The 21,346-nt window shown below is 71.0% G+C and carries 22 protein-coding genes and 5 tRNA genes; 9 read left to right on the plus strand and 18 right to left on the minus strand.

Annotation, left to right across the window (positions count from 1 at the left end; translation table 11 throughout):
* Positions 1-51: 51 nt before the first annotated feature.
* The gene (locus tag AQJ11_RS21890; RefSeq protein WP_014675232.1) at positions 52-285 is read left to right on the plus strand and encodes an Lrp/AsnC family transcriptional regulator; all 234 of its coding nucleotides are present in this window, start codon (positions 52-54) and stop codon (positions 283-285) included.
* 20 nt (positions 286-305) lie between these two features.
* Positions 306-827, plus strand: coding sequence for a DUF3515 domain-containing protein (locus AQJ11_RS21895; RefSeq protein ID WP_059264111.1), 522 nt, complete (start codon positions 306-308; stop codon positions 825-827).
* A gap of 12 nt (positions 828-839) precedes the next feature.
* On the opposite strand, the gene AQJ11_RS21900 is transcribed toward AQJ11_RS21895, so the two are convergent.
* The 3 genes from AQJ11_RS21900 to AQJ11_RS21910 all read right to left on the minus strand — a co-directional run bounded on the left by AQJ11_RS21900 (position 840) and on the right by AQJ11_RS21910 (position 4,273).
* A complete protein-coding gene (locus AQJ11_RS21900) occupies positions 840-1,997 on the minus strand; it encodes a D-alanine--D-alanine ligase family protein (protein WP_059264112.1) in 1,158 nt (385 codons plus the stop codon).
* A 498-nt stretch (positions 1,998-2,495) separates the two neighbouring features.
* Positions 2,496-3,506 (minus strand): NAD(P)H-dependent glycerol-3-phosphate dehydrogenase, encoded by a 1,011-nt coding sequence (locus AQJ11_RS21905; RefSeq protein WP_058082028.1) that lies wholly within the window; start codon positions 3,504-3,506, stop codon positions 2,496-2,498.
* The gene (locus AQJ11_RS21910) at positions 3,503-4,273 is read right to left on the minus strand and encodes a lysophospholipid acyltransferase family protein (RefSeq protein WP_014675228.1); all 771 of its coding nucleotides are present in this window, start codon (positions 4,271-4,273) and stop codon (positions 3,503-3,505) included. The genes AQJ11_RS21905 and AQJ11_RS21910 overlap by 4 nt, the downstream gene beginning before the upstream one ends.
* Before the next feature lie 154 nt (positions 4,274-4,427).
* Here AQJ11_RS21910 and cofC point away from each other — a divergent pair, with 154 nt between their 5' ends.
* Together cofC and AQJ11_RS21920 are read left to right on the plus strand one after the other, a co-directional pair.
* Positions 4,428-5,066, plus strand: a complete 639-nt coding sequence (gene cofC / locus AQJ11_RS21915; protein ID WP_059264113.1) for a 2-phospho-L-lactate guanylyltransferase — start codon at positions 4,428-4,430, stop codon at positions 5,064-5,066.
* A 136-nt stretch (positions 5,067-5,202) separates the two neighbouring features.
* Positions 5,203-5,406 carry a hypothetical protein gene (locus AQJ11_RS21920; protein ID WP_014675226.1) on the plus strand — a complete coding sequence of 68 codons (204 nt, stop codon included), beginning with the start codon at positions 5,203-5,205 and terminating at the stop codon, positions 5,404-5,406.
* 71 nt (positions 5,407-5,477) lie between these two features.
* On the opposite strand, the gene AQJ11_RS21925 is transcribed toward AQJ11_RS21920, so the two are convergent.
* From AQJ11_RS21925 to leuC, 4 genes are all read right to left on the minus strand, one after another.
* Complete coding sequence (locus AQJ11_RS21925) at positions 5,478-6,143, minus strand: HU family DNA-binding protein (RefSeq protein ID WP_058082026.1); 666 nt, start codon at positions 6,141-6,143, stop codon at positions 5,478-5,480.
* Between the two features lie 136 nt (positions 6,144-6,279).
* On the minus strand, positions 6,280-6,510 hold the full coding sequence (locus AQJ11_RS21930; RefSeq protein ID WP_014675224.1) for an SCO5555 family protein: 231 nt from the start codon (positions 6,508-6,510) through the stop codon (positions 6,280-6,282).
* 273 nt (positions 6,511-6,783) lie between these two features.
* A complete protein-coding gene (leuD, locus tag AQJ11_RS21935; RefSeq protein WP_058082025.1) occupies positions 6,784-7,377 on the minus strand; it encodes a 3-isopropylmalate dehydratase small subunit in 594 nt (197 codons plus the stop codon).
* A gap of 5 nt (positions 7,378-7,382) precedes the next feature.
* The gene (leuC, locus tag AQJ11_RS21940; RefSeq protein WP_014675222.1) at positions 7,383-8,807 is read right to left on the minus strand and encodes a 3-isopropylmalate dehydratase large subunit; all 1,425 of its coding nucleotides are present in this window, start codon (positions 8,805-8,807) and stop codon (positions 7,383-7,385) included.
* A 205-nt stretch (positions 8,808-9,012) separates the two neighbouring features.
* Here leuC and ndgR point away from each other — a divergent pair, with 205 nt between their 5' ends.
* On the plus strand, positions 9,013-9,729 hold the full coding sequence (ndgR, locus tag AQJ11_RS21945) for an IclR family transcriptional regulator NdgR (protein WP_014675221.1): 717 nt from the start codon (positions 9,013-9,015) through the stop codon (positions 9,727-9,729).
* 115 nt (positions 9,730-9,844) lie between these two features.
* On the opposite strand, the gene AQJ11_RS21950 is transcribed toward ndgR, so the two are convergent.
* On the minus strand, positions 9,845-10,330 hold the full coding sequence (locus AQJ11_RS21950) for a DUF4188 domain-containing protein (protein ID WP_059264249.1): 486 nt from the start codon (positions 10,328-10,330) through the stop codon (positions 9,845-9,847).
* Between the two features lie 80 nt (positions 10,331-10,410).
* On the opposite strand from AQJ11_RS21950, the gene AQJ11_RS21955 reads away from it, so the two are divergent.
* The gene (locus tag AQJ11_RS21955; protein WP_014675219.1) at positions 10,411-11,055 is read left to right on the plus strand and encodes a MerR family transcriptional regulator; all 645 of its coding nucleotides are present in this window, start codon (positions 10,411-10,413) and stop codon (positions 11,053-11,055) included.
* A 51-nt stretch (positions 11,056-11,106) separates the two neighbouring features.
* Here AQJ11_RS21955 and AQJ11_RS21960 read toward each other — a convergent pair.
* The 10 genes from AQJ11_RS21960 to AQJ11_RS22005 form a co-directional block, all read right to left on the minus strand.
* A tRNA-Glu gene (locus tag AQJ11_RS21960) sits at positions 11,107-11,179 on the minus strand.
* A 28-nt stretch (positions 11,180-11,207) separates the two neighbouring features.
* Positions 11,208-11,279, minus strand: a tRNA-Gln gene (locus AQJ11_RS21965).
* 21 nt (positions 11,280-11,300) lie between these two features.
* Positions 11,301-11,373, minus strand: a tRNA-Glu gene (locus tag AQJ11_RS21970).
* Positions 11,374-11,402: 29 nt separating this feature from the next.
* A tRNA-Glu gene (locus AQJ11_RS21975) sits at positions 11,403-11,475 on the minus strand.
* Between the two features lie 21 nt (positions 11,476-11,496).
* Positions 11,497-11,568: transfer RNA gene (locus AQJ11_RS21980), tRNA-Gln, on the minus strand.
* A gap of 90 nt (positions 11,569-11,658) precedes the next feature.
* Positions 11,659-12,390, minus strand: a complete 732-nt coding sequence (locus tag AQJ11_RS21985) for an HAD family hydrolase (RefSeq protein ID WP_107120859.1) — start codon at positions 12,388-12,390, stop codon at positions 11,659-11,661.
* Positions 12,391-12,455: 65 nt separating this feature from the next.
* Positions 12,456-13,130, minus strand: coding sequence for a DUF4241 domain-containing protein (locus tag AQJ11_RS21990; protein ID WP_059264114.1), 675 nt, complete (start codon positions 13,128-13,130; stop codon positions 12,456-12,458).
* A gap of 126 nt (positions 13,131-13,256) precedes the next feature.
* The gene (gene gltX, locus AQJ11_RS21995) at positions 13,257-14,738 is read right to left on the minus strand and encodes a glutamate--tRNA ligase (RefSeq protein ID WP_079082378.1); all 1,482 of its coding nucleotides are present in this window, start codon (positions 14,736-14,738) and stop codon (positions 13,257-13,259) included.
* Positions 14,731-15,516, minus strand: a complete 786-nt coding sequence (locus AQJ11_RS22000) for a fumarylacetoacetate hydrolase family protein (protein WP_014675215.1) — start codon at positions 15,514-15,516, stop codon at positions 14,731-14,733. Before AQJ11_RS22000 ends, gltX begins: the two co-directional genes overlap by 8 nt.
* A gap of 225 nt (positions 15,517-15,741) precedes the next feature.
* Positions 15,742-15,936, minus strand: a complete 195-nt coding sequence (locus AQJ11_RS22005; RefSeq protein WP_014675214.1) for a hypothetical protein — start codon at positions 15,934-15,936, stop codon at positions 15,742-15,744.
* Between the two features lie 567 nt (positions 15,937-16,503).
* Here AQJ11_RS22005 and AQJ11_RS22010 point away from each other — a divergent pair.
* The 3 genes from AQJ11_RS22010 to AQJ11_RS22020 all read left to right on the plus strand — a co-directional run bounded on the left by AQJ11_RS22010 (position 16,504) and on the right by AQJ11_RS22020 (position 21,323).
* Positions 16,504-20,298: a sensor histidine kinase gene (locus tag AQJ11_RS22010; protein WP_482256566.1), complete on the plus strand. Its 3,795-nt coding sequence runs from the start codon at positions 16,504-16,506 to the stop codon at positions 20,296-20,298.
* 101 nt (positions 20,299-20,399) lie between these two features.
* A complete protein-coding gene (locus tag AQJ11_RS22015; RefSeq protein ID WP_014675212.1) occupies positions 20,400-20,813 on the plus strand; it encodes a roadblock/LC7 domain-containing protein in 414 nt (137 codons plus the stop codon).
* Between the two features lie 111 nt (positions 20,814-20,924).
* Positions 20,925-21,323 (plus strand): DUF742 domain-containing protein, encoded by a 399-nt coding sequence (locus AQJ11_RS22020; protein WP_009190816.1) that lies wholly within the window; start codon positions 20,925-20,927, stop codon positions 21,321-21,323.
* Positions 21,324-21,346: the final 23 nt, after the last annotated feature.

The raw sequence follows: 21,346 nt of genomic DNA on the forward strand, positions 1-21,346 counted from the left end.
CCGTGGCGTTCCTTTTCCCCACATGATCCTCGTGGCCGCCCTGGAGGTTCCGTGGTACAGGCGTACATCCTGATCCAGACGGAGGTCGGCAAGGCGTCGACCGTCGCCGAGACGATCAGCAAGATCCCCGGAGTGATCCAGGCCGAGGACGTGACGGGGCCGTACGACGTCATCGTGCGCGCCCAGGCCGAGACGGTCGACGATCTCGGTCGCATGGTGGTCGCCAAGGTCCAGCAAGTGGACGGCATCACGCGCACCCTGACCTGTCCGGTGGTGCATCTGTAGCCCCCGTCTACGCTTGGCCGGTGAACATCTTCCGTCACCGGCCCCTCGCCCTGCTCGCGCCCACCCTGCTCATCGCGGTCGCGGGCTGTTCCACGGCAGACGACAGCGGCACCGTGGCGGTTCCCACCCCAGACGCGCGGACCGCCCCGCTCTGCCGGGACCTGGACAAGGTCCTGCCGCGGACGGTGGACGGGCGGACCCGCGCCGACCCCGAGCCCCGGTCCGCCTACACGGCGGGCTGGGGAAGCCCGGCGATCATACTGCGCTGCGGCGTCGTCCGGCCGCCGAAGATGATCGATGCCAAGGTGGCGCAGGGCGACGACCCGAACGCGATCAGCGGCGGGGTGAACGGCGTCGACTGGCTGATGGAGAAGCAGGGCGACGGCACCTGGCGGTTCACCACGTCCAATCGCCGGGCGTACGTGCAGGTGACCCTGCCTGAGAAGCTGTCCGGGCCGGACGACAGCGCCCAGGTGATGACGGACCTGGCGCCGGCCGTGAAGAAGGCGATCCCGAAGGGGATCGCCTCCATGCGCGGATGAGACTCGACGGGGTCAGCGGAGCCCCGTCGGGCGGCGCAGCGCCGCCTGCACCAGGCGGTCCACCAGCTCGGGGTAGCTGATCCCGCTCGCCTGCCACATCTGCGGGTACATCGAGATCGGCGTGAAGCCGGGCATCGTGTTGATCTCGTTGATCACGAACTCGCCGTCCTCGGTGAGGAAGAAGTCCGCGCGGACCAGGCCCTCGCAGGAGGTCGCCTCGAACGCCTCGACGGCGAGCCGGCGCACCTCGGCGGTCTGCTCCTCGGTGAGCGGGGCCGGGACGACGCCGGGCGTGGAGTCGATGTACTTGGCCTCGAAGTCGTAGTACGCGTGCGCGTCCGGCGGCGGGATCTCGGCCGGGACGGAGGCGCGCGGGCCGTCCTCGAACTCCAGGACGCCGCACTCGATCTCACGGCCGCGTACGGCCGCCTCGACCAGGATCTTCGGGTCGTGGGCCTGCGCCTCGGCGATCGCCTCGTCCAGGCCGGACAGGTCGTCGACCTTGGTGATGCCGATGGACGAGCCCGCGCGCGCGGGCTTCACGAACAGCGGCCAGCCGTGCTCGCCGGCGAAGTCGATGATCTTCTTGCGGGCGGCGGACTCGTCCCGGGCCCACTCGCGGGGCCGGATCACCAGGTACGGGCCGACCTTGAGCCCGTAGGAGGTGAAGATCCGCTTCATGTACTCCTTGTCCTGGCCGACGGCCGAGGCGAGCACGCCGGAGCCCACGTAGGGCACTCCGGACAGCTCCAGCAGGCCCTGGAGGGTGCCGTCCTCGCCGTAGGGGCCGTGGAGCACCGGGAAGACCACGTCGACCTCGCCGAGCGCCTTGGGCACGGAGCCGGGCTCGCTGTAGACGACCTCGCGGTTCGCCGGGTCGACGGGGAGCACCACGCCGCCCTCGTCCGACTCCGCCAGCTCCGCCACGCTGGGGGTGCGGCGGTCGGTGATGGCCATCCGCTCCGGCTCGTCGGCCGTCAGCGCCCAGCGGCCGTCCGCGGTGATGCCGATCGGCAGGACGTCGTACTTCGTCCGGTCGATGGCCTTGAGGACGGCGCCGGCGGTGACCACGGAGATCCCGTGTTCGGAACTGCGCCCGCCGAACACGACGGCCACGCGCGGCTTGCGCTGCGGCTGCTCAGGGCTCTGGGGAAGGTTCTCGGTGCTCATATCGCGTTGAGAGTACCCGTAGGTAGCGCCCAAGTCAGCGCGCGCTCCCGGGCCGTCGCTCAGCGTCGCACGGACGGTCGCTCACCGTCGTGCCCAACGCCTCCGAACGGGCCGACGCCTCCCTTGCCCGGCCGCCGGGGCGTCCCCGGGGCCCACCGCTCTCGGGCTCGGCACCTTTCCGGACGAACTCTTCCGGCCCCGGCCCGGCACCTCCCCGCGCCGACGCGCCCCAAGCCCCCGATGTCTACCGGGTTCGATGCTCCCCTGCCCCGACGTCGCCAGGCCCGGCACCTCCCTGGCCCGACACATCCCAGCCTCGACGTCTCCCGGCGCCGGCGCGTCTGCGGGGCGCATCGTCTCCCGGACTCACCGCATCACCGGGCAACATCTCCCGGCCCCGGCACATCCCTGCGACGTCCTCCGGCCCCGGCGCCTCCTGGCACCGGCACCCGCACAGGCCCGGGTCCGGCAGCTGTCAGGCCCCGTGTCGGCGCGGGCTCAGTGCCTCTCGGGCTTGGCGCTGCGTGCCATCAGTTCCTTCAGCGCGACGACCGGTGACTTGCCCTCGTGCACGATGCTGACGACCGTCTCGGTGATCGGCATGTCGACACCGTGCCCGCGGGCCAGATCCAGCACGGACTCGCAGGACTTGACGCCCTCGGCGGTCTGCTTGGTGACCGCGATGGTCTCCTTGAGGGTCATGCCCTTGCCGAGGTTGGTGCCGAAGGTGTGGTTGCGGGACAGCGGCGAGGAGCAGGTGGCCACCAGGTCGCCCAGGCCCGCGAGTCCGGAGAAGGTCAGCGGGTCGGCGCCCATCGCCAGGCCGAGCCGGGTGGTCTCGGCAAGGCCGCGGGTGATGAGCGAGCCCTTGGCGTTGTCGCCGAGCCCCATGCCGTCGGCGATGCCCACCGCGAGCCCGATGACGTTCTTGACCGCGCCGGCGAGTTCGCAGCCGACCACGTCGGTGTTGGTGTACGGCCGGAAGTACGGCGTGTGGCAGGCCGCCTGGAGCCGCTGGGCGACCCGCTCGTCGGTGCAGGCCACGACGGCCAGGGCGGGCATGCGGGCGGCGATCTCGCGGGCCAGGTTGGGTCCGGTGACAACCGCGATCCGGTCGGCGCCGACCTTGGCGACGTCCTCGATGACCTCGCTCATCCGCATGGTGGAGCCGAGTTCGACGCCCTTCATCAGGGAGACGAGGACGGTGTCCGGGGCGAGCAGCGGGGCCCACTCGGCGAGGTTGGCGCGCAGGGTCTGGGAGGGGACGGACAGGACCGTGAAGTCGGCGCCGGCCGCGGCCTCGGCCGGGTCGGTGGTGGCCCGGACGTTCTCGGGGAGTTCGACGCCCGGCAGGTAGTCGGGGTTGATCCGGGTGGTGTTGATCGCCTCCGCGACCTCCGGCCGGCGGGCCCACAGGGTGACCTCGCAGCCGGCGTCGGCGAGCACCATGCCGAAGGCGGTGCCCCACGAACCGGCGCTGAAGACCGCCACCCTTGCCGGTGCGCTCACTTGGTCTGCCCTTCCACTTGCCGGCCCTGCGCCTGCGCCTGGGTGCGGCGGCGCTGCTCGATCCGCTCGCGGCGCGGGTCGTAGGGCGTCTCGGGCGCCTTCTCGCCGCGGATCTCCTCCAGCAGGCGGGTGATGGCCGCCATGATGACCTCGGTGGCCTCCTTCAGCACCTCCGGGGTCATCTCCTGGTCGTAGAAACGGGAGAGGTCCACGGGGGGTCCCGCGAGCACGTGGTGCGTCTTGCGCGGGAAGAGGTTCGGCTTCTTGGCGTACGGCGGCAGCAGTTCGTTGGCGCCCCACTGCGCGACGGGGATGACCGGGCACTTGGTCTGGAGGGCGACCCGGGCGGCGCCGGTCTTGCCGGTCATGGGCCAGCCGTTCGGGTCGCGGGTGAGGGTGCCCTCGGGGTAGAACGCGACGCACTCGCCGCGCTCCACGGCGTCGATCGCGGCCCGGAAGGCGCTGAGGGCGTCCGTGGACTCGCGGTAGACGGGGATCTGCCCGGTGCCGCGCATGGCGGCTCCCACGAATCCCTTCTTGAAAAGTCCGCTCTTCGCCAGGAATCGCGGGACCCGTCCGGTGTTGTACTGATAGTGCGCGTACGCGAAGGGGTCCACGTGGGAATTGTGGTTCACCGCGGTGATAAATCCGCCCTCGGTCGGAATGTGCTCCATTCCACGCCAGTCCCGCTTGATCAGAACCACCAGCGGCGGTTTGCAGATCACCGCGGCGAAGCGGTACCAGAAGCCGATTCTGCGGCGGGACACAAGGACACCTTCCTCTAGGGCTGCAACCCCGGCGGGGGGCCGCACAAGTGTGGCCCCGGGCCGCCGGTCTGTCGAGAACACCGTACGCCCCGCCCCCCGCGCCACCAGATGGCGCGGGGGACAATGAGCGCGACGAGAGAGGGACGGTACGCCGGTGCAGTGGACCTTGGTCATCCCCCTGAAGCCCCTGACGCGGGCCAAGAGCAGGCTCGCGGACACCGCCGACGACGGGGTGCGCCCGGGCCTGGCACTGGCGTTCGCGCAGGACACGGTGGCCGCGGCGGTGGCGTGTCCGGCGGTGTCGGATGTGGCGGTCGTCACGGACGACGAACTGGCCGGCCGGGAGCTCGCGGCGCTGGGCGCGCGGATCGTGCCGGACTCGCCCGGCAGCGGCCTGAACGCCGCGCTGGCGCACGGCGCGGCCGTCGTACGCGCGATGCGTCCCGGCGCCGCGGTGGCGGCCCTGAACGCCGATCTGCCGGCCCTGCGCCCGGCGGAACTGTCCCGGGTACTGGCGGCGGCCTCGCAATTCCCGCGCGCGTTTCTCGCGGACGCGGCGGCACTGGGCACGACTTTGCTGGCGGCGGCCGGCGATCGTGAATTGCGGCCGGCGTTCGGCGTCGATTCCCGTTCCCGCCACCGGGCCTCCGGCGCGGTGGAACTCGCGCTCACCGGGGTGGATTCGGTCCGCCAGGACGTCGACACGGCCGCGGACCTGCGAGCGGCGCTGACCCTGGGCGTGGGCCCGCATACGGCGGCGGCGTCGGCGGGACTCCTCATCCCGGGCCCCTGAGGCGCCCTGGAAGGGGCGCGGGGCCGTATCGGTGTGCGGCTGCGCCGCGCGGGCCCGACCAGCCACAACATGCCCGCACCCGACAGGCGTCCGGCGCCCCCGGCGGCGGGCCGCCGCAGGCACTACGCTGGCCGCCATGCAGGCGACCGCGTACACCTACGACCCCGAAACCCGCAGCGGCCAGGTGCTCCTCGACGACGGCACCCCGGTCCCCTTCGACGCGGCGGCGTTCGACCGGGGCGGACTGCGGCTGCTGCGCCCGGGCCAGCGGGTGCGGATCGAGACGGAGTCCGAGGGCGGCGCCCTGCGGATCACCCTCGTAACCCTTCAAACCCTCTGACCGTCCTTACACACGCCGCGGGCCGGGCTCCCCAGGGGAGTCCGGCCCGGCGCGTGAATGCCCTGGCGGCCTTACGACGTCGCCTTGCGGGCGGTGGTCTTCTTGGCGGTGGTGGTCTTGCGGGCCGTCGACTTCTTCGCCGGGGCCTTCTTGGCGGTGACCTTCTTCGCCGGAGCCTTCTTGGCCGTCGTCTTCTTGGCGGCGGTCTTCGTCGCGGTGGTCTTGGCGGTCGCCGCGGTCTTCTTGGCGGGAGCCTTCTTCGCCGTGGTCTTCTTCGCGGCGGCGGTGGTCTTCTTCGCCGCCGTCTTCTTCGCCGCGGTGCCCGCGGTCTTCTTCGCCGCGCCCGCCGTCTTCTTGGCGGCGGCCTTCTTGCCGGCGGCCTTCGCGATGGTGGGCGGCGGGCCGGACAGGCTGCCCTTCGGCGCCTTCTTGACCGCCACCTCGCCCCCGCGCGGGAGCTTCTTCGAACCGCTCACCAGGTCCTTGAAGCCCTGACCGGCGCGGAAGCGCGGCACGGAGGTCTTCTTGACCCGAACCCGCTCGCCCGTCTGCGGGTTGCGCGCGTAGCGGGCGGGGCGGTCCACCTTCTCGAAGGACCCGAAGCCGGTGACGGAGACCCGCTCGCCCCCGACGACCGCACGGACGATGGCGTCCAGAACATGATCGACAGCGTCGGCGGCCTGCTGGCGGCCACCCAACTTGTCGGCAATCGCTTCTACGAGCTGCGCCTTGTTCACGTCTTCCCCTTCGGAGACATCGCCAGAACGAAAGTGTTCAAGCTTTTTCGCACGTTAGGCAGATATATACCGCAAATCAAACACGAAACGGGCTTATCACCCTTGTGCCGCAACGGACTCGGCTGTCCCGGACGGTTCAGCGGTCCTCTCCGGGGATCCGACCCGCGTCGAGATCCGCCGTGAACCGATCGAGCCGCCTTGCCGCGTCGGCGAGATCGTGCTTGGCCGCGGCCGTAATGACCAGCAGCTTCCGGGCCAGCGCCATCCGTACGCCCTCCGGGACTTGCAGTGCGCGCACCCTTGCGTGCGCTTCCTTGAGCTGGTTCGCGACCGCCGTATAGAGCTGGAGTTGGCCGTCGTGTTCCATGCACAGATTGTGCCATCTGGGGCGAGTTGTCGCCTGCGCAGGGTGCAACTACCGCCTCAAATGGCCTTCCAGGCACTTGCGGAAGACACGAACACAGCACTCACCTACCCGGACAACATCCTTCTTAACGTGGGAAGTTGAGCGAACCAGGGCAGAGCCGCAGGGCCGTTCGGGTGCAGACATGGCTGTACCCCCAATCGTGGCGATCGGGGGTACAGGCGAGGTGTTGGGGTGGCCGAAACCCGACCTTCGCGGGTCCCGGTCGGTGCCGGATCAGACCGGGAGCGTCCGCGGCTTGTAGGCGGGCCGCCCGGCCTCGTAGGCGGCGATCTCGTCCTCGTTGCGGAGGGTGATGGAGATGTCGTCCAGGCCGTTCAGCAGCCGCCAGCGGGAGTTCTCGTCCAGCTCGAAGGAGGCGGTGATGCCCTCGGCGCGCACCTCACGCGCCTCAAGGTCCACAGTGACCTCAGCAGTGGGGTCCGCTTCCGTCAGCTCCCACAGCGTGTCCACGATCTTCTGGTCCAGGACCACCGTGAGCAGGCCGTTCTTCAGCGAGTTGCCCCGGAAGATGTCGGCGAAGCGGGAGGAGATCACGGCCTTGAAGCCGTAGTTCTGCAACGCCCAGACGGCGTGCTCACGGGAGGAGCCGGTGCCGAAGTCGGGGCCGGCGACCAGGACCGTGGCGCCCTGCCGCTCGGGGCGGTTGAGGATGAACTCGGGGTCCTTGCGCCAGGCCTCGAACAGCCCGTCCTCGAAGCCGTCCCGGGTGACCTTCTTGAGCCAGTGAGCAGGGATGATCTGGTCGGTGTCGACGTTGCTGCGGCGCAGCGGGACGGCCCGGCCGGTGTGGGTGGTGAAGGCTTCCATGATTCTCAGACTCCAGCGGGCGTGCGGTCGTCGGTCAGATCGGCCGGGGAGGCCAGGTGGCCCAGGACGGCGGTGGCCGCCGCGACCTGCGGCGACACCAGGTGGGTACGACCGCCCTTGCCCTGCCGGCCCTCGAAGTTGCGGTTGGAGGTGGAGGCGGAGCGCTCGCCCGGGGCCAGCTGGTCGGGGTTCATGCCGAGGCACATCGAGCAGCCCGCGTGCCGCCATTCGGCGCCGGCCTCCTTGAAGACCACGTCCAGGCCCTCGGAGACGGCCTGGAGACCCACGCGCGCGGAGCCCGGGACGACCAGCATCCGTACGCCGTCGGCGACTTTGCGGCCCCGCAGGATGTCGGCGGCGGCGCGCAGGTCCTCGATGCGGCCGTTGGTGCAGGAACCTACGAAGACGGTGTCCACGTCGATGGACCGCAGCGGCTGTCCGGCCTCCAACCCCATGTACTCCAGGGCCTTTTCGGCGGCCAGGCGCTCCGAAGCGTCTTCGTACGAAGCAGGGTCGGGGACGTGCGCCGAAAGCGGCGCGCCCTGGCCGGGGTTGGTGCCCCATGTGACGAACGGCGACAGCTCGGCGGCGTCGATGACGACCTCGGCGTCGAAGACGGCGTCCTCGTCGGTCCGCAGCGTCTTCCAGTACGCGACCGCGGCGTCCCAGTCGGCGCCCTCGGGGGCGTGCGGGCGGCCCTTGAGGTACGCGAAGGTGGTCTCGTCGGGGGCGATCATGCCCGCGCGGGCGCCGGCCTCGATCGACATGTTGCAGATGGTCATCCGGGCCTCCATCGAGAGCTTCTCGATGGCGGAGCCGCGGTACTCCAGGATGTAGCCCTGGCCGCCGCCGGTGCCGATCTTCGCGATGATCGCCAGGATCAGGTCCTTGGCGGTGACGCCCTCGGGCAGCTCGCCGTCGACCGTGATCGCCATGGTCTTCGGGCGGGCCAGGGGCAGCGTCTGGGTGGCCAGCACGTGCTCGACCTGCGAGGTGCCGATGCCGAACGCCAGCGCGCCGAACGCGCCGTGCGTGGAGGTGTGGGAGTCGCCGCAGACGACGGTGGTGCCCGGCTGGGTCAGACCCAGCTGGGGGCCGACGACGTGGACGACGCCCTGCTCGACGTCGCCCAGCGGGTGCAGCCGCACCCCGAACTCGGCGCAGTTCTTGCGCAGGGTCTCCAGCTGGGCGCGGGAGACGGGGTCCGCGATGGGCTTGTCGATGTCGAGGGTCGGGGTGTTGTGGTCCTCGGTCGCGATGGTGAGGTCGAGGCGGCGCACCTGGCGGCCGTTCTTGCGGAGCCCGTCGAAGGCCTGCGGGCTGGTCACCTCGTGCAGCAGGTGCAGATCGATGTAGAGGAGGTCGGGCTCGCCCTCGGCGCGCCGGACGACGTGGTCGTCCCAGACCTTCTCCGCGAGTGTCCTACCCATCGCTTTCCCTCCGGCCGGCAAGCGTCCACCGACCCAACTAGAGATCTTGAGGAGCGGTGGCTGCCCGTCTCGGGCCCCTGAACGTCGTGATTCCGGGCGTCCACCGCCAGGCCCGTTGGTCGCGGGCCGCTGTGTGATTCCAGGGTGGCGCGTTCCACGGAAAATTGAACTTGCGTTTCACAGAGTGAGACGCGAGTATCGTTGCATGGACAACAGTAGCGGCGTCGGCGTTCTGGACAAGGCGGCCCTCGTCCTGAGCGCTCTGGAGTCCGGTCCGGCCACCCTCGCGGGTCTGGTCGGCGCGACCGGACTGGCACGACCCACGGCCCACCGCCTGGCCGTGGCCCTGGAACACCACCGCATGGTGGCACGCGACATGCAGGGCCGGTTCATCCTCGGCCCGCGCCTCGCGGAGCTGGCGGCCGCGGCGGGCGAGGACCGCCTGCTCGCGACGGCGGGCCCCGTGCTCACCCACCTCCGCGATGTCACCGGCGAGAGTGCCCAGCTCTACCGCCGCCAGGGGGACATGCGGATCTGTGTGGCCGCGGCGGAACGCCTGTCCGGCCTCCGGGACACGGTCCCGGTCGGCTCCACGCTCACGATGAAGGCCGGCTCCTCGGCGCAGATCCTGCTCGCCTGGGAGGAGCCCGAGCGCCTGCACCGCGGCCTCCAGGGCGCCCGCTTCACGGCGACGGCCCTGTCGGGCGTACGGCGGCGCGGCTGGGCCCAGTCCATCGGCGAGCGCGAGCCGGGCGTCGCGTCCGTCTCCGCGCCCGTGCGCGGCCCCTCCAACCGCGTGGTGGCCGCCGTCTCCGTCTCGGGCCCCATCGAGCGCCTGACCCGCCACCCGGGCCGCATGCACGCCCAGGCGGTCATCGACGCGGCGGGCCGCCTCTCGGAGGCCCTGCGCCGCTCGGGCTGAGAGCGACAGGACCGCTCCGGCCGGGAAGGAGCCGCCCCAACGCCGCGGCAGCCCCTTCCCGACGGGAGCGGACCGCCCTCCCCCGCGACGCCGGGATGGATCCAAGCGGCAGGGCCTAGCCGCCCGACCGGTAGGCGAACCGGTCCTTCGCGGAGCGCCCCCGCCTCTCCAGCGGCACCTGCCCGTGCGCGGCGGCCAGCCCGAACGCCGGCATGTCGCCGTAGATCGCCTCGTACGACCCCTCCGGCACGACGTACGACTCGTGCCATATCCCGACCTGCCCGCGCAGCCTCCCGCTCCGCTCCTTGCGGTTGAGCCGCGCCCACGCCTCGTGGTGGAAGGCGTCGGGCGCGGTCGCGTAGGCGTACAGCTTCTCCTTGGACTCCCAGTACTGCACGACGTAGTACGTACGCGGTGACGCCGTCAGCAGCACCTTGGCGAGCAGCCCGCGCGCGGGCTGCTTCTCCAGTTCCCGCAGCATGCGCAGCATCGCGAGCAGCACCGGCAGCCACAGGCGGACGGCCCGGAAGCGGTTGATGCGCATGCCGATCAGCAGGACGACGACATCGCCCTGTGCGTCGGCGGTCGTACGGGTCACCATGACGTCCCCCTGGTCGGTGAGCGGCACTATCCAACGGCCGGTGCTTGGATAGTGGCGGTATCCGAAGAGGAGCGCAAGGCATGCGGCTCGCCGAGTTGAGCAGACGCAGCGGTGTGGCCACCGCGACGATCAAGTACTACCTGCGCGAGGGCCTGTTGCCGCCGGGCCGCCAGGTCAACGCGACGACGGCGGAGTACGACGACGAGCATCTGCGCCGGCTGCGGCTGGTCCGCGCGATGATCCAGGTCGGCGGCCTCCCGGTGGCCACGGTCCGGGAGGTCCTGCGGAACGTCGACGACGAGTCCCTGGGCCGCACGATCCGGCTGGGCGCGGCCCTGTGGGCGCTGCCGCAGGTGCCGGAACCGGACGAGGACGACGAGTACGTCCGGGCCGCGCGCCGGGAGGCGGACGAGTTGCTGGACCGGCTGGGCTGGTCGAACGCGAGGCTGCTGACGACGATCTCCCCCGCGTACCGCTCCCTGGTGGTGGCGGTGGCCGCGTTCCGCCGGCTCGGCTACGACTGGGACAGCGAACTGCTCGTCTCCTATGCCGAGTTGATGCACGAGGCGGCCGCACTCGACCTGGACTTCGTGGAGACCCGTCCGTCCGAGGCGGAGAAGGTGGAGACGGCGGTGCTCGGCGCGGTGCTGACCGAGCCGATCCTCCAGGCCCTGCGTCGGCTGGCCCAGGAGGAGGAGTCGGCCCGGCGGTACGGCTTCGAGTAGCGCCCGGTACGGCGAAGGCCCTCCACCGAAGTGGAGGGCCTTGCCCGTGCGTACCCCCGACCGGATTCGAACCGGCGCTACCGCCTTGAGAGGGCGGCGTGCTAGGCCGCTACACAACGGGGGCGTGGACTCTGCGTTTCCGCAGGTCCGAGCTGGTCTACCTGGACTCGAACCAAGACTAACTGAACCAGAATCAGTCGTGCTGCCAATTACACCATAGACCAATGATGGTTTAGACCAGTCAGTACCCCCGACCGGATTCGAACCGGCGCTACCGCCTTGAGAGGGCGGCGTGCTAGGCCGCTACACAACGGGGGCCCTAGCGATCCCGACGAGGTCGAGATCAGTACCCCCGACCGGATTCGAACCGGCGCTACTGCCTTGAGAGGGCAGCGTGCTAGGCCGCTACACAACGGGGGCTTTGCAGATAAGCTCTGCGAGCTGGCCTACCTGGACTCGAACCAAGACTAACTGAACCAGAATCAGTCGTGCTGCCAATTACACCATAGGCCACTGGAACTCAAGCCCCTACGGGGTTCTCGTTCTAGCTTGCTCCTCGGGGCTCCGGCCTTCCGGCCCGCTCCCCTCGGCGCAGGAAGAACATTACCTGAAGGAGGACGGGGCTCCAAAACGGGTATCCGCGCGGACGAGCGCCGGGAGTTCGGCGAGGGTCGAGATCCGGTGCGCCACGACCTCCCCGGCGGCCCGCGCGCAGGCCGTCCCGCGGTCGATCCACACCGACAGCAACCCGGCCTCGGCGGCGCCCCGCCCGTCGATCTCGGGGTGGTCGCCGACGTACGCCACCTCGTGCGGGGGCAGCCCCAGCGCCTCGCAGGACGCCAGGAAGGCGCCCGGCTCCGGCTTGGAGACGCCCAGCTCGGCGGCGCACAGCACGGACTCGAAGCGGTGGAGCAGGCCGAGCGTGCGCAGCTTGTGTTCCTGGACGGCGATGCTGGAGTTGGACAGCACCGCGTGCCGGTGGCTGGCCGCGAGGGCCTCCAGGGCGGGCAGGACGTCCGGGAAGACGCTCCAGGCGGCCTCGTAGTGCCCGATGTACCGCCCGAACCAGTCGTCGGCCTCCGCGTCGGTCAGGTCCTTGTCCAGGAAGATCCGGACCCGGTCGCGCCGCTGGTCCTGGAAGGTGGTCTCGCCGGCCGCGTAGCGCGCCCACTGCTGCTCGGTGATCTCCCGCCACCGCACCAGCGCGGCCTCGGCGCTGCCGTAGCCGGCGAGCAGCCCCTCCACCGCGAGATGGGCCCGCATGCCCTCCCGGTCGGCGGTCGTGTAGTCGAACAGGGTGTCGTCCACGTCCCAGACCACGGCTCTGATCGTCATACGACCGACGGTACCGCCGCACCGGGCGGGGCGCCGGGGAATCGGATCATTGCTCGTCAGGCGCTTCAGGCCTGGTCGGAGGCGGGGTCCGGGGCCACGAAGAAGTCCGTCAGGAAGCAGGTGACCTCACCCGAGGCCGAGCGGCCCGTCCAGGTGGGATAGCAGCCGTCGCCCCAGCCGGAGGTGAACGCGGCCAGGGTGTGGCCGCCGTCCGTGGACCTGACCAGGAACGGCCCCGGCGACCAGTCGCTGCTCTCGAACGCGTCCCACAGCGGCCCTTCCTCCTCCTGGGTCTCCGGGAACGCCTCCTCGGCCGAGGCGTCGTAGAAGCAGCCCGTGCCGGCGTCGACGCCGTACCCGAAGAACTCGTCGTCCTTCAGTTCGGCGGGGTCCTGGCCGGGGAGCAGGGCCAGTTCCCAGGTGACGGCCGGCTCGTCGCGGATGACCAGGCGTGCGGCGGCCACGCGCAGGTGGGGCACGTCGGAGGGGGGTTCGCCGGGCCGGGTGAGGGTCGCGACGGCCGCTTCGACGCGGTAGCGGCCGGGCTCGACGGTGGCCGTGAAGGGCTCGATGTCACCGCTGCCGAGGTAGACGAACGGGTCGCTCGCGACGACCCGGCCGGTGGGGAGGTCCAGTTCGCCGCCGTCGGCCACGTGGATCACACCCGTGGTCCCGGACTCGTAGCTGAACGTGCTGCCCGGGGTGAACAGCCAGGTGTAGTCCCGCGGACTCATCGGCATGACGGCGCCCTTCTCGATCCCGCTCGCTGTGCGAGCCGTGTGGGCCGAAACACTAGTGCGAGCCACTGACGGACATGCCCGAGGGGCGGCAGCCGTACGGCCACCGCCCCTCGGGAACGCGCGCGCCTACGCCGTCAGCCTGGCCAGCGCCGCGTCGACGCGGGCCAGGGTCTTCTCCTTGCCCAGGATCTCCAGGGACTCGAAGAGCGGCAGGCCGACGGTGCGGCCGGTGACGGCCACGCGGACCGGGGCCTGGGCCTTGCCGAGCTTGAGGCCGTGGGCCTCGCCGGCGGCCAGGACGGCCTCCTTGAGCGACTCGGCCGAGGTCCAGTCGGCCGCCTCCAGCTTCTCGCGGGCGGTGCGCAGCAGGGCGTCGGAGCCCTCCTTCATCGCCTTGGTCCACGAGGCCTCGTCGAAGACCGGCTCCGGCAGGAACAGGAAGTCGACGTTGTCGGTGATCTCCGACAGGACCTTCAGGCGGGTCTGGGCGTGCGGGGCGATCGCCTGCCACTTGGCCTCGTCGAAGTCCTCCGGCGTCCAGGGCGCGAACGGCGCCTTCAGCCACGGGCGGCAGCGCTCGGTGAACTCCTTCACGTCCAGCATGCGGATGTGGTCGGCGTTGATCGCCTCGCACTTCTTCAGGTCGAAGCGCGCCGGGTTGGGGTTCACGTCGGCGATCTCGAAGGCCCGGACCATCTCCTCGATCGTGAAGATGTCCTGGTCCGCGGAGAGCGACCAGCCCAGCAGGGAGAGGTAGTTGAGCAGGCCCTCGGGCAGGAAGCCCCGCTCGCGGTAGAGGTTGAGGGAGGACTGCGGGTCGCGCTTGGACAGCTTCTTGTTGCCCTCGCCCATGACGTACGGCAGGTGGCCGAACTGCGGGATCTGCTTCGCGATGCCCAGCTCGATCAGCGCCTTGTACAGCGCGATCTGGCGCGGGGTGGAGGAGAGCAGGTCCTCGCCGCGCAGGACGTGGGTGATCTCCATCAGGGCGTCGTCCACCGGGTTCACCAGCGTGTACAGCGGGGCGCCGTTCGCGCGGACGATGCCGTAGTCGGGCACGTTCTCCGGCGTGAAGGTCAGCTCGCCGCGGACCAGGTCGGTGAAGGTGATGGTCTCGTCCGGCATGCGGAAGCGGACGATCGGGGTGCGGCCCTGCGCCTGGTACTCCTCGACCTGCGCCGCGCTCAGGTCGCGGCAGTGGCCGTCGTAGCCGGACGGCTTGCCGGCGGCGCGGGCGGCCTCGCGGCGGGCGTCCAGCTCCTCCTGGGAGCAGTAGCAGTGGTAGGCGTGGCCGCCGTCGAGGAGCTTGCGGGCGACGTCGGCGTAGATGTCCATGCGCTGCGACTGGCGGTACGGCGCGTGCGGGCCGCCGACCTCGGGGCCCTCGTCCCAGTCGAAGCCGAGCCAGCGCATCGCGTCGAGCAGCTGGTTGTAGGACTCCTCGGAGTCGCGGGCCGCGTCGGTGTCCTCGATGCGGAAGACCAGGGTGCCCTGGTGGTGCCGGGCGAACGCCCAGTTGAACAGGGCGGTGCGGACCAGGCCCACGTGGGGGTTACCGGTGGGCGAGGGGCAGAAACGGACGCGTACGGAGCCGGGTGCGCTAGCCACGCTTGACAACCTTGTTGGTGAGAGTGCCGATGCCTTCGATGGTGACGGCGACCTCGTCGCCGACGCTGAGGGGGCCGACCCCCGCGGGGGTGCCGGTGAGGATCACGTCGCCGGGGAGCAGCGTCATGGCCTCGGAGATGTTGACGATCAGGTCCTCGATGGGGTGGATCATCTCGCTCGTGCGGCCGAGCTGGCGTTGTTCGCCGTTGACCGTGAGCTGGACGGTGAGGTCGTTCGCGGCGTCCACCGTGAGGTCGGTCTCCACCCAGGGGCCGAGCGGGCAGGAGGTGTCGAAGCCCTTGGCCCGGGCCCACTGCTTCTCGCGCTTCTGCACGTCGCGGGCGGTGACGTCGTTGGCGCAGGTGTAGCCGAAGATGACGTCCTTGACGCGGTCGCGCGGGACCTCGCGGCACAGGCGGCCGATGACGACGGCCAGCTCGGCCTCGTGGTGCAGTTCCCGGGAGAACGGGGGGTACTGGATGTCGTCGCCGGGGCCGATCACGGAGGTGGACGGCTTGAAGAAGGCGAACGGCGCGTCGGGCACCTCGTTGCCCAGTTCGCGCGCGTGCTCGGCGTAGTTGCGGCCGAAGGCCACGACCTTGTTGGGGAGCACCGGCGGGAGCAGCCTGACCTTGCTCAGCGGCACCTTCGTCCCGGACAGCTCGAAGTCCGCGAACGGGATGCCCTTGATGATGTCGAGGACGAGTTCGTCCTGCTTGTCGCCCTCGACCGCGCCGAAGGCTACGTTCCCGTCGATGGAGAACCTGGCGATGCGCACGGGATCCTTGCGCCCCTCACTGAGAACCGGCGTACTGACGCCCCAGGTTATCGGAGCTATGCGAAGTTGTTCGCTTCCGGGGGCATCGCCGCAGGTCAGGGGCGGGTCACCGGGGCCGGGCTCAGCCGGGGTCGCCCGGTGGCGCCGGGCGCGGGGTCCGGGGAAGACGAGCGCGGCCGGAAGGGACCGCGTGGTCCTTCCGGCCGCGCCCGGCGGAGCCGTCGGTTACTCGCCGGCCGGGGCGCCCGCGCCGGCCGGGACCTCCATCAGGATGGTGCGCCGGGGGTTGGCCGTCTGGGCGGGGAGGTCGACGGAGTGCTCCGGCAGCTCGGGCGTGTGCAGTTCGCCGGCGTCCTTCAGGTGAGCCAGGGTCGTGCGCCGCGGGTTGGCGATCTTGCGGAACATCATCGTCGTCTTCACCGTTGTCGTCCTGTGCCCTCTGGTCGAGTGGTTGGCAGAGTCGTCCGTCTTGTAAAGCGTCAGGCTAAACATCCGATTCCCCGACGAAGGTGCCAACTGACCCCGAGTCGTATGTGAGTTTGCTCACGAACTCACGGGCAAACCGGTCAATTCCGACCGGCAACTCGCTCCAGCGAAACGGACATTGACCCACTGAAGCCACCATTCCGCTCCTGATCATGGCGACTGGGACACAGGGCGACGCACGGCGACTCGCATGGGTACGCCCGTTATGCCCAAGATCGGGTTCCACTGCTGGTAACCCGCCACTCACTGGCGGTCACGGAGGTCACAGCTCGGCCCACTGCCCTTGTTGGAGATCCTGCACTGTGCTGGAATTCCACGGACCGCCGCGGGATGGAACCGGCGCAGGGGGCGCGCACAGCGCCGAGCGGCGGCGAGACAGGGGGGAACCAGCGCCGGTCACTCAAGACCACCGGGGGGCGTATTCAGGGCGCTCTCCACAACGCCGACACCGTGTCCCTCCGTTCACGCGGAGGGGCGCCTGGTCCAGAGGTTGCGACGCTAGTGCAGGGACGTTTCAAGAGGGATGGCAGCGCTTCGGCGGAGCCGGAGCCGCACGGCGGGACTGGCCCCAAGGCCGTCAGCTCCTCGCCCCAGCACGCCCAGAACCCGGGACCGGGCCAGGCCGCGGACGGCGGTCGTCCGGGCGCCTCGGCCCCGTCGGCCTCCGCGACCGCGGCGCCCTCGGGCGACCCCGCGCCCGCGGTGAAGCCCGCGCAGGGCCCGACCGGCACCGGTTCGCGGCTCGCCCTGCGCAACTGGCGCATCTCCACCCGCCTGGTGTCCCTGCTCGCGCTGCCGGTGGTCGCGGCCACCTCGCTGGGCGCGCTGCGCATCGACCAGTCCATCGAGGACATCCAGCAGCTCGACAACATCAAGCTGCTGACGGAGATGACCAAGCAGGCCACCGAGCTGGCCCACGCGCTCCAGGAGGAGCGCGACCAGTCCGCCGGTCCCCTGGCGCACGGCGGCCTGAAGTCGAACGACTACCAGATCAAGGCGTACCAGCAGAAGACCGACCGGGCCCGCGAGAACTTCCTCGACGCCTCCGAGCAGATCGACGCGGCCAGCAAGGACGGCAATCTCCAGGGCGTCCGCGACGCGCTGGTCGGCCTCGCCAACCAGCTGGACGACCTCGCCAAGATCCGCAAGTCGGCCTACTCGTCCAAGGACAACGCGACCCAGACGGTCGAGTCCTACCACCGGCTCATCACCCAGCTGATCGGCCTCTCCCAGGACATGGCCGAGGCGTCCAGCAACCCGGAGATGATCTCGCGCACCCGCGCCCTGGCGGCCTTCTCCACCGCCAAGGAGTACGCCTCCGAGCAGCGCGCGATGATCGCCGCCGCGCTGCCCGCGACCACCAGCACCAAGGGCGACCTCTCCGAGAACGACCGCCTCTACGGCCAGTCGGCGTACGAGAGCGAGGGCTCCGAGCTGGCGATCTTCCGGAAGATCTACGCCGGCCAGAACGCCGAGGAACTGCTCAAGCCGATCGACGAGGGCAACCCGACGATCGAGTCCGCCGACACCTACGCCAAGCGCTCCTTCGAGTCCCCGGACGGCCTCCAGCAGCTCCCGGCGCGGTCGTACAAGGACTGGCTGGACGACAGCTCGACCAAGATCGAGCAGATGAAGAAGATCGAGCGCACGCTCCTGGAGGAGATGGAGCAGAAGGCGCGCGAGCTGAAGAGCGCGACCCAGCGCGACGCGATCATCTCCGGTGCGCTGATCCTGCTCGTGCTCGGTGTCTCGCTGGTCGGCGCGTTCGTCGTCGCCCGGTCCATGATCCGCTCGCTGCGCCGGCTCCAGGAGACCGCGACCAAGGTCGCCCAGGACCGTCTGCCCGAGCTGGTCAAGCAGCTGTCGGAGTCGGACCCGCAGGACGTCGACACCTCCGTCGAGTCGGTCGGTGTGCACTCCCGGGACGAGATCGGCCAGGTGGCCGCGGCCTTCGACGACGTGCACCGCGAGGCGGTCCGCCTCGCCGCCGAGCAGGCCCTGCTGCGGGGCAACGTCAACGCGATGTTCACCAACCTCTCGCGCCGCTCGCAGGGTCTGATCCAGCGCCAGCTCTCGCTCATCTCCGAACTGGAGTCCCGCGAGGCCGACCCGGACCAGCTCTCCTCCCTCTTCAAGCTCGACCACCTCGCGACGCGTATGCGCCGTAACGGTGAGAACCTCCTCGTCCTCGCGGGTGAGGAGCCCGGCCGTCGCTGGACCCGCCCGGTCCCGCTGGTCGACGTGCTCCGCGCCGCCGCGTCCGAGGTGGAGCAGTACGAGCGCATCGAGCTGGCCGCCGTACCCACCACCGAGGTGGCCGGCCGGGTCGTCAACGACCTCGTGCACCTGCTCGCCGAGCTGCTGGAGAACGCGACCTCGTTCTCCTCGCCGCAGACCAAGGTGAAGGTCACCGGTCACGCGCTGCCCGACGGCCGCGTCCTGATCGAGATCCACGACACCGGTATCGGCCTCTCCCCCGAGGACCTCGCGGCGATCAACGAGCGGCTCGCCTCGCCGCCCACCGTGGACGTCTCCGTCTCCCGCCGCATGGGTCTGTTCGTGGTCGGCCGGCTGTCCCAGCGGCACGGCATCCGCATCCAGCTCCGCCCGTCCGACTCCGGTGGTACGACCGCGCTGGTCATGCTGCCCGTGGACGTCGCCCAGGGTGGCAAGAAGCCCGCTCCGGGCAAGCACGGTGCCCCCATGTCCACCGGTGGACCCGCCGCCGCGCAGGCCGCCGCCGGTGCGGCAGCGGCCCGGCGGCAGAGCGCCGGCAACGGCGGCGCCCCGGGCGGTGGCGGTCTGCTCGGTTCCGGTCCGGGCCCGCGTGGTCAGGCCGGCTCCGCCCAGGGTCCCCGGGCCGCGCTGCCCGGCACGGGCCAGGGCGGCCGTCCCGGTGCGCCGGGCGCCCGCGGTCCCCAGGGCGGACGGCCGGCTCCGGCCGGTGCGGGTGCGGGCGGCTTCGGCGGTCAGGCGCCGGGCGCCCCGCAGGGCTTGCAGGCCGCGAACCCGGGCGGGCCGCAGCAGGACGCCTTCGGCGGTCGCGGCCCGAAGCGGTCCGGCGGCGCCCCCGACCAGGGCCGCCGGCCCCAGCTCCCGCCGCGCGGCGGCCCGCGCGCCGAACTGCCCGGCGGTGACCCGCAGTCCCGCACGCCGGACTGGAGCGACGCCCAGTCCCCGCTGTCGCGCGCCTCGCTGGACACCCCGCGCGGCCACGACGAGCAGGACCCGGCGCAGAGCGCGCACATGCCGCGCGTGGACGACCGGCAGGGTCCGGGCTCCACCGCGGAGATGCCGCGGATCGACGCCCAAGGTCCGGCCCCGACCGGCGAGTTCCCGCGCGCCGAGCTCAACGGCAACTCGCACACGGGGCAGTTCGCCCGTCCGGACCTCCCCCAGCAGAGCGGCCGGTTCGGGCGTCCGGAAGACGCCCAGAACACGGGCCAGTTCGGGCGCCCCGACGACCTCCAGCAGACCGGGCAGTTCGCGCGTCCTGACGACCTCCAGCAGACGGGCCAGTTCGCGCGTCCCGAGAACCCTCAGGACACGGGCCGGTTCGGGCTCCCCGACGACGGCCGGCAGCAGGGCCGTTTCGACGGCGGCGACCAGCAGGGCACCGGCTCGTTCGTCCGCTCCGACGTGTTCGGCACGCCGGCGCCCGGGCAACGGGACAACGGCGCTCAGCACACCGGCCAGTTCCCGGCCCAGCAGGCCCCGCAGGGGTACGACGGCGGCTACGACAACAGCTCCACCGGACAGCACGCGCTGCCCGGCCGGCAGGACCCCGGTCACACCGGGCAGTTCGAGCGCCCGCAGCCGGCCCGTGCCGACTTCGGCGCCCCCCGCCCGCCGGCCCCGCAGCAGCGTCCGCTCCACCAGGAGCCCGGCAACCGGGGCGCCGCCCAGGACCGGGTGACGGATGGGCCCTGCCCCCGGCCAGCGGTCCGGGTGACGGCCGTACCCCGCTGTACGACACGCTGGAGACCAACTGGTTCCACGGTCAGCAGCAGGAGGACGCTCCCGCGCAACGGCAGCAGCCCCAGGCACCCGCTCCGCAGCGCCCCGCGCCCGCCGGCAACAACGGCGGCCCCAACGGTTCCTGGCGTACCTCGCCGAACGACGAACTCGTCCGGCAGGCCGAGCGCGTCCGTCAGCCCGCGGCCGGCGGGATCACCACCTCCGGCCTGCCGCGCCGCGTGCCCCGGGCGAACCTCGTGCCGGGCACGGCACAGCAGCAACAGCACCAAAGCGGTCCGCAGGTCTCGCGCGCGCCTGACGACGTGCGCGGACGGCTGACCAATCTCCGTCGGGGCATCGCTCAGGGCCGTCAGGCCGGCAGCGGCCAGACCGGCAGCTTCCCGAGCCCCACTCACCAGCAGGAGCGTTAGTTGAGTCCGATGAGCCAGGCGGCACAGAACCTGAACTGGTTGATCACCAACTTCGTGGACAACACCCCTGGGGTGTCCCACACCGTGGTGGTCTCCGCCGACGGCCTTCTGCTGGCGATGTCCGAAGGCTTCCCGCGGGACCGCGCGGACCAGCTCGCGGCCGTCGCGTCCGGTCTGACCTCCCTGACGGCCGGGGCGTCCCGGATCTTCGAGGGCGGCACCGTCGCGCAGACGGTCGTCGAGATGGAACGCGGGTTCCTCTTCCTGATGTCCATCTCGGACGGTTCGTCGCTCGCGGTCCTTGCTCATCCCGAGGCGGACATCGGTCTCGTCGGCTACGAGATGGCACTGCTCGTCGACCGCGCAGGGGCGGTACTCACCCCGGACCTGCGCGCCGAACTACAGGGAAGTCTGCTTCACTGACCGCCCCCGGCACCACCCACCTCACGAAAACACCGTCCGGCCGCCACAATCCCCCCACCGGCCCCTTCCGACGGCTTGACTGACCGACTTGCTGTCCCGCCCGGAGGATTCATGACCCCGCCCACCGCCCATCATGATCCGTACGCGGAGCCGTACGGGGACGAGGGCGACCAGCCGCTGGTGAGGCCGTACGCCATGACCGGCGGCCGGACCAGGCCTCGCTACCAGCTCGCCATCGAGGCGCTGATCAGCACCACGGCCGACCCGGCAGCGCTCATGGGGCTGCTCCCGGAGCACCAGCGCATCTGCCACCTGTGCCGTGAGGTCAAGTCGGTCGCGGAGGTCTCCGCGCTGCTGGCCATGCCGCTCGGTGTGGCCCGGATCCTGGTGGCCGACCTCGCAGAGGCCGGCCTGGTCGCCATCCACCAGCCGGGTGGCGACGAGAACAACGGTGGCGCTCCGGACGTGACGCTGCTCGAAAGGGTGCTCAGTGGACTTCGCAAGCTCTGACGGGGGCCGGGCCACCACCTCGG

The organism is Streptomyces corchorusii, assembly GCF_001514055.1.
GTDB classification, from domain to species: domain Bacteria; phylum Actinomycetota; class Actinomycetes; order Streptomycetales; family Streptomycetaceae; genus Streptomyces; species Streptomyces olivaceoviridis.